Annotated in this window: 11 protein-coding genes; 10 read left to right on the top strand and 1 reads right to left on the bottom strand. The window is 65.8% G+C overall.

What is annotated here, in order from left to right; genetic code table 11:
- The first annotated feature begins 2 nt into the window (after window positions 1-2).
- From QZZ33_RS07040 to QZZ33_RS07005, 8 genes are all read left to right on the top strand, one after another.
- Window positions 3-1,040 (top strand): DUF4192 domain-containing protein, encoded by a 1,038-nt coding sequence (locus tag QZZ33_RS07040; RefSeq protein WP_291379063.1) that lies wholly within the window; start codon window positions 3-5, stop codon window positions 1,038-1,040.
- A 144-nt stretch (window positions 1,041-1,184) separates the two neighbouring features.
- The gene (locus QZZ33_RS07035; RefSeq protein ID WP_291379062.1) at window positions 1,185-2,459 is read left to right on the top strand and encodes an RNA polymerase sigma factor; all 1,275 of its coding nucleotides are present in this window, start codon (window positions 1,185-1,187) and stop codon (window positions 2,457-2,459) included.
- A 151-nt stretch (window positions 2,460-2,610) separates the two neighbouring features.
- Complete coding sequence (locus QZZ33_RS07030) at window positions 2,611-2,970, top strand: hypothetical protein (RefSeq protein WP_291379061.1); 360 nt, start codon at window positions 2,611-2,613, stop codon at window positions 2,968-2,970.
- A gap of 184 nt (window positions 2,971-3,154) precedes the next feature.
- A complete protein-coding gene (locus QZZ33_RS07025; protein ID WP_291379060.1) occupies window positions 3,155-3,499 on the top strand; it encodes a hypothetical protein in 345 nt (114 codons plus the stop codon).
- Between the two features lie 3 nt (window positions 3,500-3,502).
- Window positions 3,503-3,994, top strand: coding sequence for a GNAT family N-acetyltransferase (locus QZZ33_RS07020; protein WP_291379059.1), 492 nt, complete (start codon window positions 3,503-3,505; stop codon window positions 3,992-3,994).
- Between the two features lie 57 nt (window positions 3,995-4,051).
- Window positions 4,052-6,148, top strand: coding sequence for a DNA topoisomerase IV subunit B (locus QZZ33_RS07015; protein WP_291379058.1), 2,097 nt, complete (start codon window positions 4,052-4,054; stop codon window positions 6,146-6,148).
- 35 nt (window positions 6,149-6,183) lie between these two features.
- On the top strand, window positions 6,184-6,561 hold the full coding sequence (locus tag QZZ33_RS07010) for a hypothetical protein (RefSeq protein WP_291379057.1): 378 nt from the start codon (window positions 6,184-6,186) through the stop codon (window positions 6,559-6,561).
- Window positions 6,562-6,630: 69 nt separating this feature from the next.
- The gene (locus tag QZZ33_RS07005) at window positions 6,631-7,899 is read left to right on the top strand and encodes a threonine/serine exporter family protein (RefSeq protein ID WP_291379056.1); all 1,269 of its coding nucleotides are present in this window, start codon (window positions 6,631-6,633) and stop codon (window positions 7,897-7,899) included.
- A 38-nt stretch (window positions 7,900-7,937) separates the two neighbouring features.
- Here QZZ33_RS07005 and QZZ33_RS07000 read toward each other — a convergent pair whose 3' ends face one another.
- Window positions 7,938-10,400, bottom strand: coding sequence for a DNA topoisomerase IV subunit A (locus tag QZZ33_RS07000; RefSeq protein WP_291379055.1), 2,463 nt, complete (start codon window positions 10,398-10,400; stop codon window positions 7,938-7,940).
- 96 nt (window positions 10,401-10,496) lie between these two features.
- Here QZZ33_RS07000 and QZZ33_RS06995 point away from each other — a divergent pair, with 96 nt between their 5' ends.
- A complete protein-coding gene (locus QZZ33_RS06995) occupies window positions 10,497-11,057 on the top strand; it encodes a DUF5998 family protein (protein WP_366475773.1) in 561 nt (186 codons plus the stop codon).
- A 2-nt stretch (window positions 11,058-11,059) separates the two neighbouring features.
- Window positions 11,060-12,226, top strand: coding sequence for a nucleotide pyrophosphatase/phosphodiesterase family protein (locus tag QZZ33_RS06990; protein ID WP_291379053.1), 1,167 nt, complete (start codon window positions 11,060-11,062; stop codon window positions 12,224-12,226).
- Window positions 12,227-12,445 lie beyond the last annotated feature (219 nt).

Raw genomic sequence — 12,445 nt, 5'->3', positions numbered from 1 at the left:
CCATGACCGTGAAACTGAGCGACCCTGGCGAGCTCATCGCCACCATTCCGTTGATGCTGGGATACACCCCCGTGGACTCCGTGGTGATCGTGGGGCTCACGACCTCCGGTGCGATGCGCCCCGTGATGCGCGCGGACGCCGCCGAGTTCGCGATCAGCGACTGTTCCCGCGTGATGTGCTCGATTGCCGCCGGGCACCTGTCTCAAGCGGGCGCGACGCGGGCCATTGTGGTGGGCTACGGCGGCGCCGCGGACCCCAACGGAACCCGCGCGGCCATGGAGGCAAGGCAGGCACTAGCAGAACACATTGAGGTGGTGGATGCATGGGCGGTCGCTCGCGGCACGTACCGTTCCCCGGAATGCGTGGATCCCCGGTGTTGCCCGGATGCGGGAAGGGCAATTCCGCCTGCCCCCAAGGGGGCGGTGAGAGCGTTCGCCGCACGGCCACACGGAGCGTCTGCCCGAGCTCAGGCGCCTGCGGAGCGCCGACGCAAGGCGCGCAGGGCGCACGCCAGGTCCTGGGCGTCTCGCGAGCGCGGTGTGGCGAACTGGCGTATGCAACGGCTCGACGCGTGGCGTGACGCGTTGACCCGCGTGTCGGTGGACGGCACGCTTCCGTCAGATCCCGAGGTCGGCAAGCTCGCGGCAGGCCTGCGGGACGTGGCGGTCAGGGACGCGATCGTGATCGACATGGTGCCAGGTGAGGGGAGCGTGGCGGAGGCGCTGTGCGTTGACCCCTCGGCGGCAGGAGTGCGTGAGGCGTTGTCGGTGATGCTCTTGCCAGCATCGGCGGCGGCGCCGCGTGGCTACCTCGTGGACGCGCTCGAGGAGCTCTCGGCCCACATGGTGTGGTTGCATCCAGCGGACATTGCCCCTGTCATGACCCTCGTGGGACTGTCCCGCTGGTGGCACGGAGACGAGTCGGGAGCGGCTCACGCCATCGCGATGGCACTGGAGGACGACCCCGCATACCGACTCGCGGAACTGATCCAATGCGCCATCGAAGCTCACCTGCCGCCCGGATGGCTCACGGCGGCGTAAGCGTTACGTGGCTTATGCGCTGATTTGGGCCGCTGGGGAACTGTTGGTGGGGTTGCCCGCGTTGACAGAGGCGTTACACTTTAATGGATTTGCCGGCGGTGCTGAGAGCCGTGGCAACCCCCCACCGTGCTCGAGAGGACTCTTGTGTCGTCTGATCGTTCCGGCGTTGCCAACGCAACGCGAGCAGGTACGTCCCGCACCACCGGAAACTCAGGCCGCAACTCGAGGCCCGCACCACTGAAGGAGAAGACCACGACCGCTACCGCCCCCACAGAGGACCTCGCTCCCACGGCCACTCCGCGCGTCACCAAGGGCGCGGGTACCGCGCGCTCGAAAGCAAGCAAGGCCAAGGCGGCCGCTGCGGCCGCTCCGTCCGCTGACGAGGAAGAGTCGGTGCCGGAAGTTGAGCCCACGCCGGACGTGGAGGCTGAAGAGCCAGAAGAGATCGTCGGCTTCGTCATTACCGGTGAGGACGACGACGCCCCTGTTCAGCAGGTGATGACCGCTGGAGCTACAGCGGACCCCGTCAAGGACTACCTCAAGCAGATCGGCAAGGTCGCGCTGCTGAATGCCGAGCAAGAGGTCGATCTTGCCAAGCGGATCGAGGCCGGACTCTTCGCCGAAGAGAAGCTGGCGGCTGGCGACAAGATCACCCCCAAGAACCGCCGCGAACTCGAGTGGATCGCGAACGACGGACGCCACGCGAAGAACCACCTGCTCGAGGCCAACTTGCGCCTCGTCGTGTCTCTCGCCAAGCGCTACACGGGGCGCGGAATGCTGTTCCTGGACCTGATCCAAGAGGGCAACCTCGGCTTGATTCGTGCGGTCGAGAAGTTCGACTACACCAAGGGCTACAAGTTCTCCACCTACGCCACCTGGTGGATCCGCCAGGCGATCACACGCGCCATGGCGGACCAGGCGCGGACCATCCGCATCCCGGTGCACATGGTCGAGGTCATCAACAAGCTCGCCCGCGTTCAGCGCCAGATGCTTCAAGACCTCGGCCGCGAGCCCACCCCAGAGGAGCTTGCCCGCGAACTCGACATGACGCCAGAGAAGGTGGTCGAGGTCCAGAAGTACGGCCGCGAACCCATCTCTCTGCACACCCCTCTCGGCGAGGATGGCGACAGCGAGTTTGGCGACCTCATCGAGGACTCGGAGGCCGTGGTTCCCGCTGATGCCGTGGGCTTCACGCTGCTGCAGGAAGAACTCAGCAAGGTGATGGACACGCTGTCCGACCGCGAGGCAGGAGTTGTTGGCATGCGCTTTGGACTCACCGACGGTCAGCCCAAGACGCTCGACGAGATCGGACGAGTGTTCGGAGTGACCAGGGAGCGGATAAGGCAGATAGAGAGTAAGACCATGTCCAAACTCCGCCACCCTTCCCGTTCCCAGGTGCTGCGGGACTACCTGGATTAGTCGGTGACGGCAGCCCTCATCGTTGTGGGGTTTCGACAAAGAGTGGTCGCAAGTTCGTGATGGTGGATCGCACTGTGTGTTCGCTACACGGATAGGCTGGCAATCGTCCGGGTCACTGCACCCTGGCGCGATTCTCAAAGAGGAGAAAACTATGAGTGTGCTCTTGCAGGCCTATCAGGGCCTCGACGTTATCGACAAGATCTTCTGGGTTCTGTTGATTCTCGGCACCGCCGCTGTTTTTGGTGGCTTCTTCCACCAGATTCAGGAGAAGTCCAAGGACGTCACCAGCGGCATGTTCCTTGGTGGCATCGTTCAAGCCGTAGCCGCCGCCATGATTCTGATCCTGGGAGAAGGTGGGCTCGACACTCCGAAGTGGGTGTACCTCGTCATCATTCCGGCGTTGATTCTGGTGCTCGTGGTCGTGTTCCGCGCAAGAAAGAACCAGCAGCTGGTGTGGGGCGCCCTCGGGCTGCTTTCGGCAGCCGGGCTGGCGCTGGGCCTGTTCTGGTAGGTCATCGCTCAGTGCGTTGGCGGCGGGATCCCCACGGGGCCCGCCGCTTTCGCATTCCTGGGCCGAGTGAACCCTGGATCGCAGCGTGGGACTCCGCGCGAGTCCGCTCACACTCGCTGGACCCTGGGCAGCGCTCGTGGCAGGCACGATAACATCGAAGAACACATCCCATTAAGGAGTGGTCGTGGAAGCCCTACAGATTTTCTTTGTCATTGCGCACCTGGTTGGCATGGCCGCCATTGTTGGCGGTGGGCTAGAGCAGTGGCGAGTGGGCGAGCGCGGCATCACCAAGGTGATGCTGTGGGGAGCGCGCGCTCAGATCGTCACAGGCGTCTTTCTCGCGGGCTTCGCGTTCGGCGATGAGGACGAGTCGCCCAATCACTGGAAGATCGCCGTCAAGTTCTTGGTGGCCATGGGCGTCGCGGCGTTGTGTGAGACGGGAGCACGGCGCGAGTCGGCCAGGCGCATGTGGGCGGGTGCACTGCTACTGACTCTGCTCAACGTGACTGTCGCCGTTGCCTGGCACTAGGCGGTGGCCGCGATTGTAGTGCGCCCCGCCGAGCCAGCGGATGCCGCCGAAATCGTGTACCTCGGCGCCTTGATGTATAAGGCAGTCGGCGCAAAACCCACCCCGATTTGGGCGCTCGACTCGACCGCCGTCGTCAAGGAACGCCTCGGCAAGGATCTGTACGGCATGGTGATCGATGCAGAAGAGGGCGGGCTCGCCGCTTGCGGTCTTGTCAACATCGTCCCTCGGCTGCCGCGGCCCGGCAGGCAGGCGCATAAGGCTGGCTATGTGCAATGGGTCTCCACGGCGCCCCAGTACCACCGCAGAGGGTACGCGCGGGAGATCATGACCGCGCTGCTCGAGTGGACGGATGAGCAGGGGATCGAGGTCATCGAGCTTCACGCGACGCCAGACGGGCGAGAGCTGTATCGCGAGCTGGGTTTCTTCGTGAAGACGGACAACATCTCCATGACGGCGTTGCGCGCCGATGCGGCCAAAGAGGTCCCCGAGGTATAGCCCCGCTGTAGGGCGCGCCCGCGCCGTCGCGGGACGAAGCCCGCCTAGACTCACCGCGTGAGCTCCGACTATTCCGCACGTCATCTGTCCGTCCTTGAGGGGCTGGACGCCGTCCGCAAGCGTCCCGGCATGTACGTAGGCACCACCGATTCGCGTGGCCTCATGCACTGCTTGTGGGAGATCATCGACAACTCGGTGGACGAGGCGCTCGGCGGTCACGGCAACCGCATCGAAGTGATCCTTCACCCGGACGATTCGGTCGAGGTGCGCGACACGGCACGCGGCATCCCCGTAGATATCGAGCCGAAGACGGGCCTCAGCGGCGTCGAGGTTGTCATGACCAAGCTGCACGCGGGCGGAAAGTTCGGCTCGGGATCCTACGCCGCCTCAGGCGGGCTGCACGGGGTGGGCGCATCGGTGGTGAACGCGCTGAGTGAGCGTCTCGACGTGTGGGTCGACAGGGGAGGAAAGACTCACCACATGGCGTTTAGGCGGGGGGAGCCTGGAAAGTTCGCTGACCCGGCGAGTGGACCGACACCTGACGCCGAGTTCTCGCCCTTTGTCACCGGCTCCGAGTTGGACGTCACGGGCAAGGTGGCCAAGGCAGTGACGGGCACGCGCATCCGCTACTGGGCCGATAGGCAGGTCTTCAACAAGCAGGCGAGCTTCTCGTTTGAAGAGTTGATCGTGAGGGCGCGTCAGACGGCCTTCTTGGTGCCCAAGCTCACCATGGTGGTGCGCGACGAACGCAACCCGCTTGAGCCGAGCGAAACCAGCTTCATGTTCGAGGGCGGCTCCAAAGATTTCGTGGACTTCATTGCTCCCGACGCCGCGGTGACCGATACGTGGCTGCTCAAGGGTTCCGGCACCTACACGGAGACCGTGCCGGTGCTCAAGCCCAACGGCCACCTGGAGTCGGAAGACGTGGACCGCTCGTGCGAGGTGGACGTCGCACTGCGCTGGGGGACCGGCTACGAGACCGAGGTGCGCTCGTTCGTCAACATCATCTCCACTCCCAAGGGTGGCACCCACCACGCTGGCTTCGAGCAGGGGCTCACCAAGGTGGTGCGCAAGGTCATCGAGGCCAACGCGCGCAGGCTCAAGCTCACCGGCAAGGACGGCGCCGAACGCATCGAGAAGGACGACATCATGGCGGGACTGACCGCCGTCGTGACGGTGCGACTCCCGGAACCACAGTTCGAGGGTCAGACCAAAGAGGTGCTGGGAACGTCGGCAGTGCGGGCCATCGTCTCCAGGACGGTAGAGACAGAGCTGGGCGCGATCCTCACCTCGAACAAGCGCGACTTCAAGGCCCAAGCCAACACCGTGCTGGAGAAGGTCGTGGCGGAGATGCGGGCCCGCGTTGCCGCCCGCAAGCAGAAGGAAATCTCACGCCGCAAGAACGCCCTCGAGACGTCAACGCTGCCCGCCAAGCTTGCCGACTGCCGCAGCAACGATGTGGCACAGTCCGAACTCTTCATCGTCGAGGGCGACAGTGCGCTTGGCACTGCCAAGCTGGCGCGACACTCGGACTACCAGGCGCTGCTTCCCATTCGCGGGAAGATTCTGAACGTGCAGCGCGCGTCAGTGACGGACATGCTTCACAACGCCGAGTGTGCCTCCATCATCCAGGTGCTGGGAGCGGGATCGGGGCGCACCTTCGATCTGGACGCCGCGCGCTACGGCAAGATCATCCTGATGACGGACGCCGACGTTGACGGTGCCCACATCCGTACGCTGCTGCTCACGTTGTTCTTCAGGTACATGCGGCCGCTCGTGGATGCCGGTCGCGTGTACGCGGCCGTACCGCCGCTTCACCGGGTCGAGGTTCTCGGTTCGGCGCGGCGACAGCGCGAGCACATCTACACGTACTCGGAGAAGGAACTCCAGGAGACGGTGCGTGAACTGCGCCGCGCCGGCCGGAGCTTCAAGGACGAGATTCAGCGCTACAAGGGCCTTGGCGAAATGGATGCCGACCAATTGGCGGAGACCACGATGGACCCTGAGCACCGGACGCTACGGCGTATCACCGCGGCCGACGCGGAGGCGGCTGAGCGAGTGTTTGAACTGCTGATGGGCAACGACGTAGGCCCCCGCCGCGACTTCATCGTGGCGGGTGCGGCCAACGTGGACCATAATCGGATCGACACGTAGCCACACCTGCAGCGGCGTGACGCCTAGGAGCCATCATGACGGAACCAGCGCCCACAGCGGGGTCGCCGCTCTACCGTGCGATGGCGCCAGACCTGCCCGACATCGGCTGGTCAGGTCCGCTTCCCAAGCGACTGTCCGAGGATGCGGCGCGAGCGATCCATGGGTGCCAGGATGCTGCCGCTCTGGGCGTCATGCTGGGCGAGCTTCGCTCCTACTGGGCGGCCGCCGGTGGGCTAGCGATGGCGGTTTTCGGCGGTCTGGCTACCGGGGTGCTCGGGTGGGACATCGCAAGCGCCGTCCTGTTCGCGATGGCCGTGCCCATGGGGCTGGGAACGATAGAGGCGCGGCGAAGGGCCGTGCAATGGCAAGGGGTTGTCGAGGCGCGGCTCGCCGCCATCGGCCGAGGGGCGTAACCCGGAATACGCGACGGTGTCGGGCCCCAGGTCGCAACCGGTGGTCGCGAGATGCGAAACAATGACGTCGTGACACCATCGCCGCCCCCCTCTGACGAGATCGACGCCGACGAACTAGGCCGTCGGTCAAACGCCATCCTGCGTGTGGGACTGCTCATGCTTGGTTCGGGTACCGCGAGCTACCGCGTCAAGCAAGGCATGAAGACGGTAGCCAGGTCGCTCGGAGTCGAGGAGCACTCAGAGCAAGTCACGCTGACTGAGATCACCACCACGTCGCGCGTGGGTCAGCAGTTCCGCACCGAGGTCTCTGAGTTGCGGCACCACTCCGTGAACGCGGATCGGATCGCGCGCCTCGATCGCTTCCGCCGTCAGGTCCCGAGCGCGACGACGCCAGCCGACGTGCACCGGGCGCTCGACGAGATCGAGCGGCACGGACGCATGTACAACCCGTGGCTCAACTCCAGCTTCGCGGGTGCAGCCTGTGCAGGGTTCGCCGTGCTCAACCGGGCACGCATCCTCGAGGTGGTCGTGGTGTTCATCGCGGCGTTCATGGGGCAATGGGTGCGCCGGGAACTGGCCCATCGGCACTTCAACGCCTTCGGCACGGTGTTGGTGGCCGCCACCGTGGCCACCACGGTCTACATCGGATCGCTCGCGCTGTTGTCGTTGGCGGGCACCGGCCTCGAGTCGCACGCCTCTGGCTACATCTCTTCAGTGCTGTTCCTCTTACCGGGTTTCGCACTCATCACGGGAGCGCTCGACCTTGCCAAGTCCGACTATTCGGCCGGCATCGTCCGGGTGGTCTACGGCACATCCTTGACGCTCGCCGCCGCCGTGGCCGTGTGGGGCGTCTCTGTTATCAGTCCGCTCGACACCACTGATCGCCCTCCCATAGACGTGGGACTGGCGGCAGACCTTGCCATCAAGTCGGCTGCGAGCTTTGTGGGAGTTCTCGGTTTCGCACTGCTGTTCAACTCGCCGTGGCGCATGGCCGTCACCGCGGCGACGATCGGGCTGGTCAACGTGCCCCGCTTGCTGTTGATCGAGAACGGCATGCCGGTCCAAACGGCGACGTTCCTGGCCTGCCTGGTGCTGGGAATCTTCGCGGCGCTGGGTGCTCGCGGTGGGCGCTGGCCGGTGATTACGCTGCAGGTGCCCGCGTGCCTGGTGCAGATCCCTGGGGTGTTGGCACACGAGGCGGTGGTGAGCCTCAATGAGGCCCGCTACATCGACGCCACGGCCGGAATACTGCAGGTGCTGCTGACGGTGTTGGCGATCCTGGTGGGGCTTGTGGTCGCCAAGTACATGACCGACAGACACTGGGCCTTCGAGCGCTAGGCCGTCTCGGACCCCAAATCCTGCTCAGAAGCGGGGCGTTAGCCGATTCCGTCGACAGGGGTGGTCAGTGGCGTGCCGGAACCGTCGCGTCGGCCGTTGGCGTCAGGCAACTCCACCGGCTGTCCGGCGCCAGAAGCGGCACGCGCTGGGGCGGGTCCCACCCAGGCGTTCAGCAGCACGTCTTCTCCCTTGAGGAAGCGGTGCGCACGCACGCCGCCAGTGGCGCGACCCTTGCCGGGGTACTCGGAGAGTGGCGTGACCTTGGCGGCACCTGGTTGCGTCCCTGGCAGGCCGTCGGAGGGCCCGGAGATGGTGACCACGTGGTTCTCCGCCTGGGAGTCGACCACGAAGAAGCCGGTCACAGCGGCGCCAGCGCCCACCTTGACCCCCGTCATGCCGCCGGCGGACCGCCCTTGAGGGCGAACGGCCGACGCGGGGAAGTGGAGCAGTTGCGCATCCGAGGTAACGAACACCAGTTCCAGGTCGTCAGTGGCGGGAGCAGCACCCACCACGGCGTCGCCATCCCTCAGCGCGATCACGTCCCACGCTTCCTTGGCGGGGACAGGCTCTGGGGCGATCCGCTTGACGACTCCCTGACGGGTGCCAAGAGCGACAGACGTCTGGCCGTCGAGCGGCACCAACGCAATCGGTTCCTCGTCCCGCTCCAGCATGACGAGTTCGCGCACGGGAGCGCCCCCAGACAGCGACGGCGGCCCGTCGGTCGTGGGAAGACTGGGCACCTCGAGCAGCGACAACTTGAGGATGCGTCCGCGTGACGTCAACACACCCACATCGGAGCGCACCGTCGACGCGACGGCGGATCGCAAGGCGTCGTGAGGAGAGCGTCGGCCCTCGCGAGTGACCGGATGCTCGTCCGAGGTGCGAGCCACCAGGCCGGTCGTCGAGAGCAGGGCATGGCAGGGCGTGTCCGCGATCTCGAGGTTCGCGGGAGCGGCGCGACGCCCCGATGCAGGCGCAGCGGCAGAGGCGCCCCCGGGGGCACTGGCGAGCGACGTGGCTGCAGGGGTGCCCGCGTCCGCCAACAAGATGGTGCGCCGCGGCGTCCCGTGCTCGGCCGCGGCCGCGTCCATCTCCCGTCCCACAACGGCCCGCAGCGCGCTCTCAGTACTCAAGACGTCCTCAAGCTCGGCGATCTCCGCCATGAGCTGCGCCTTCTCGTTTTCGAGCTCGAGACGCGAGAACTTGGTGAGGCGGCGCAGGCGCAATTCCAGGATGTATTCGGCCTGCACTTGGGACAGGTCGAAGGCCGTCATCAGGCGGTCCTTGGCGGCACCCGAGTCGTCAGACGTGCGGATGATCTGGATGACATCATCGATGTCCAGGATGGCCACGAGCAGCCCGTCGACCAGGTGCAACCGATCACGACGGGCCTTCAGGCGGTACTCGGAACGCCTGCGCGTGACGTCGATGCGGTGGTCGACCCACACCCTGAGCAGTTCCTTGAGACCCAACGTGCGCGGCTCACCGTCCACCAGGGCCACGTTGTTGATGGAGTAGGCCTCCTCGAGCGGCGTGAACCTGTAGAGCTGTTCCAGCACGGCCTCTGGCGAGAATCCCGTACGGATCTCGATGACGAGCCGTAGCCCGTGGTGGCGGTCGGTCAGGTCAGTCACTGCCTGAATGCCCTGCAGCTTCTTGGAGGTGACGCCGTCCTTGATCTTCTCGATCACGCGCTCAGGGCCTACCGTGTACGGCAGCTCCGTCACCACGATTCCCTGGCGCTTGGCGGTCACCTTCTCGATGCGCGCCGCCGCGCGAGTCTTGAACGCGCCCCTGCCCGTCTCATAGGCCTGCCGGATGCCGTCGAGTCCCACAATCTTGCCACCAGAGGGAAGATCAGGGCCCGGCACAAACTTCATCAACTCGTCGAGAGTCGCCTTGGGGTTCGCTAGCAAGTAGCGCGCAGCAGAGACCACCTCGATGAGGTTGTGCGGTGCCATGTTGGTGGCCATGCCCACGGCGATGCCGGAGGCGCCATTGACCAGCAGGTTGGGGATCGCGCTGGGCAACACCGAAGGCTGCTGAAGCTTGTTGTCGTAGTTGGGGACAAAGTCGACGACGTCCTCGCCCAGGTCTGCCGTCATGGCCATCGAGGCGGGTGCGAGCCGCGCCTCGGTGTAGCGAGACGCCGCAGGGCCGTCGTCGAGGGAGCCGAAGTTGCCGTGCCCGTCCACCAACGGCAGGCGCAAGGAGAACGACTGCGCCATGCGCACCAGAGCGTCGTAAATGGCCTGGTCGCCATGGGGGTGAAGCTTGCCCATCACCTCGCCGACCACGCGCGACGACTTCACGTGCGCCCTGTCGGGCCGCAGGCCCATGTCACCCATCGTGTACACGATGCGGCGCTGCACAGGCTTCAGCCCATCGCGCGCATCCGGGAGCGCCCGCGAGTAGATGACCGAGTAGGCGTACTCAAGAAACGACGCCTCCATCTCGGCGCTCACGTCAATATCGACGATCTGGGCGTCGGACTCGGGCATGCATCACTCCGTTCAGGATCGGGACTCATGGCATTGTCTCGCGCCAAGCGGCAACGGGTTCGCCACGCCACGCGAGCAGGTGAGACAATGCCACACATGTCCACCTCGCTTGCTCAGGCCGTTGTGGGTGCCGGGTACTACCCAGCATTGGCCAACCACGTCCTCAAGAACGCCATCGGAGACGAGGAGGTCCGCGGCCACTTCGTGCACGCAGAGACCACCTTTGACACGTCAGAGGTGCGCCGACACATGACGGTACTGGTGCTCACCGACGCGCGCCTGATCCGCGTCCACATCGACGACGGCGCCAGCCCAGAGAGCGGGGGAGCGCCCGCCGCATCGGCGACGGTCGAGAGCGCCCCGCTGCGGGTCGTCACCTCGGTTGCCCTCACCCACGTGGTCCTGGAGCCAGAGTCGTTCCGCGAGGGAGACGTTCCTGGCGAACTCGTGCTCGCCGTCGGCTGGGGCATCCACTCGCGAGTGGACCTGGAGCCCGCCACGTGCGCCGACGAGTCTTGCGATGCCGACCACGGCTACACGGGCGACATCACTGGCGACGACACCATGGCCCGCGTAAGCGTGCTTGCAGATGGCGAAGACACCGTGCGGGCGCTCGAAGACTTCACCGCCGCGCTTCAACGTCTGGCTGGCCGCTAAGCGTGGACCCCATCTCACGGCTCAAGGCGGCAGGCCTCGAGCTTCCCGACTACGGGGGCAGCGAACTCGGCGCGGTGCTGTCTGCGTCTCTTGCCGCGATTGGCGCCGGACACGCGGTGGCACACCGTGACGCCGAGGCCGATCGCGTCCGGCTCGAGATCCCGCGCGCACGCCACGTGGTGGTGGTCCTTCTCGACGGGCTCGGCCACTATCAGCTTGACGCACGCCGAGGCCATGCGCCCTTTCTGCGCGGCATCGAGTCGGGAACTGTGACAGCGGGCTTTCCCACCACCACGGCAGCGTCATTGTCGCTGTTCGGCACCGGACTTCCGGCCGGACGCACCGGCATGTCGGGCTACACCGCCCGCAACCCGCGCACTGGGGAGCTCGCGAATCTCATCTCGTGGGAGGGCGCGTACAGGGCCGAGGAATGGCAACCCATGCCGTCCTTGCTTGCCGAGGCGGACAGGGAGGGGTTCACCGTCACCACGCTGGGCAAGCGTACGTTCGCCGGTTCCGGCCTCACGCATGCCGTCTTGCGGGGAGGCCAGTTTGTGGGCGCCGAACACCTTGCAGACCGCATAGACGTGGCTCTGGGAATCGCCCAACAGCCGGGCGTGTCCTACTGCTATTGGGGCGAGATCGATGCTGCGGGCCACCGCCACGGCTGGCAGTCCGATCAGTGGGTGGCCTGTCTCGAGGATGCCGACAGAGAGTTGCGGCGACTCGCGGACAGCCTTCCCCGTGACACCGTCATGGTGGTCACCGCTGACCACGGCATGGTGGACGTGCCTGGTGCGCCTCGGTGGGACGTCGGGCAGGAAACCGCGCTGTCCCAAGACGTAGACCTGGTGGCGGGGGAGCCGCGCGCGCTTCATCTGCACGTGGGGGAGTCTCACGTGCGCTCCGTTGCGGACCGGTGGCAAGAAGTATTGGGCGACGACGCCGTCGTACTCACTCGCGATGAGGCGGAGACGGCCGGGCTCTTCGGCCCCATCTCGCTCGAAGCGAGGGATCGCATCGGCGACGTCGTGGTCGCCATGGCCGGACGCGCCACCGTGGTGGACTCGCGGACTCAGAGCTCCAAGTCGATGGCGCTGGTGGGGATGCACGGGTCACTCACGCCTGAGGAACTTCACGTGCCATTGCTGATCGCCGAGGGACGCTAACGCCACCACTGGCACGACCGACACCCGTTAGGGTGCACGGCCCACGTCAGTCGTTCTTGGCGCCGAAGACGATCTCGTCCCAACTGGGAACAGACGCCCTGCCCTTGCGGGGCCGCTTGTCGGGGCTTGCGGGAGGCGACGACGGCGCTGTTGCGGGAGGCACCTGATCCTCGCCGTGTGGCGGTGTGGGAGTAGAACGGGCGGTGCCAGCTGGGTGAG

Origin of the sequence: Demequina sp. (genome assembly GCF_016278775.1) — a bacterium.
Classification (GTDB): Bacteria; Actinomycetota; Actinomycetes; order Actinomycetales; family Demequinaceae; genus Demequina.
The sequence above is the reverse complement of the archived record's forward strand: the minus strand, read 5'-3'. Positions and strand labels throughout refer to the sequence as shown.

What these genes read in the sequence shown, in the direction of transcription:
- QZZ33_RS07040 (WP_291379063.1), top strand. Translation starts at nt 3, where the DNA reads ATGACCGTGAAACTGAGCGACCCTGGCGAGCTCATCGCCACCATTCCG.
- QZZ33_RS06995 (WP_366475773.1), top strand. Translation starts at nt 10,497, where the DNA reads ATGTCCACCTCGCTTGCTCAGGCCGTTGTGGGTGCCGGGTACTACCCA.
- QZZ33_RS07010 (WP_291379057.1), top strand. Translation starts at nt 6,184, where the DNA reads ATGACGGAACCAGCGCCCACAGCGGGGTCGCCGCTCTACCGTGCGATG.
- QZZ33_RS07030 (WP_291379061.1), top strand. Translation starts at nt 2,611, where the DNA reads ATGAGTGTGCTCTTGCAGGCCTATCAGGGCCTCGACGTTATCGACAAG.
- QZZ33_RS07000 (WP_291379055.1), bottom strand. Translation starts at nt 10,400, where the DNA reads ATGCCCGAGTCCGACGCCCAGATCGTCGATATTGACGTGAGCGCCGAG.